Raw genomic sequence first — 1,276 nt, 5'->3', positions numbered from 1 at the left:
GTGCGGGTGGTGGCCAGGGAGTAGCCGACGTCGACCGGGTCCAGCTCGGGGTGGCGGTCCAGGTGATCGGCCAGCCGGGCGGCCTGAGCGGTGAGTGCCTGCTGGGATCGGGCCGAGATCACCCACGGGACCACCGGCACCGCACGCCCCGCGTCTGATGTCGCGGTAAGCGATGCCTGCGGCGTGGGGGTCGTGTCGGATGCCGTGTCGTCCTGGTCGGGTGCTTGTTCGATGATGACGTGGGCGTTGGTGCCGCTGACGCCGAAGGCGGAGACGGCGGCGCGGCGGGGGTGGCCGGTTTCGGGCCAGGGGCGTTGTTCGGTGAGGAGGTGGATGGCGCCGGTGGTCCAGTCGACGTGGGGGGTGGGCTGGTCGATGTGGAGGGTTTGCGGCAGCACCGCGTTGCGGATGGCTTGGACGGTTTTGATGATGCCGGCGACTCCGGCGGCGGCTTGGGCGTGGCCGATGTTGGATTTGAGGGAGCCGAGCCATAGGGGTTGGTCGGCGGGGCGGTTCTGTCCGTAGGTGGCCAGGAGGGCTTGGGCTTCGATGGGGTCGCCGAGGGTGGTGCCGGTGCCGTGGGCTTCGACGGCGTCGACGTCCAGGGGGCTGAGTCCGGCGTTGTCGAGGGCGTGGGTGATGACGCGTTGTTGTGAGGGGCCGTTGGGGGCGGTCAGGCCGTTGGAGGCGCCGTCTTGGTTGATGGCGGTGCCGCGGATGACGGCGAGCACGCGGTGCCGGTTTTTCTGCGCGTCCGACAGGCGTTCGACCAGTAGCAGGCCCACGCCTTCGGCCCAGCCGGTGCCGTCCGCCGACGATGAGAAGGCCTTGCACCGCCCGTCCGGCGCGAGCCCCCGCTGCCGCGAGAACTCGACGAACGTCCCCGGCGACGTCATGAGCGTCACCCCACCGGCCAGGGCGAGGTCCGACTCGCCCGACCGCAGCGACCGTACGGCCAGGTGCAGCGCGACCAGCGACGACGAGCAGGCCGTGTCCACCGTCACCGCGGGGCCCTCGAACCCGAAGGTGTAGGCGATCCGCCCCGACAGCACGCTGGCCGCGGTGCCCGTGATCAGGTAACCCTCGACTTCCTCCGGCGGGGGGCCCGAGGACTTCGCGTAGTCCTGACCGTTGGTCCCGGTGAAGACCCCCGTACGGCTGCCTTTGAGGGTCGCGGGGTCGATGCCGGCGCGTTCGAGGGTTTCCCAGGCGACTTCGAGCAGGAGGCGTTGCTGGGGGTCGCTGGCGAGGGCTTCGCGGCGGGAGATGCCGAAGA

The 1,276-nt window shown here is 70.8% G+C and carries 1 protein-coding gene; it reads right to left on the bottom strand.

What is annotated here, in order from left to right; translation table 11 throughout:
• A partial coding sequence (locus B1L11_RS44545) for a type I polyketide synthase (RefSeq protein ID WP_143738016.1) occupies positions 1-1,276 on the bottom strand: 1,276 nt, incomplete at both ends.

Source organism: Microbispora sp. GKU 823, assembly GCF_002027145.1.
Lineage (GTDB): Bacteria > Actinomycetota > Actinomycetes > Streptosporangiales > Streptosporangiaceae > Microbispora > Microbispora siamensis.
The sequence above is the reverse complement of the archived record's forward strand: the minus strand, read 5'-3'. Positions and strand labels throughout refer to the sequence as shown.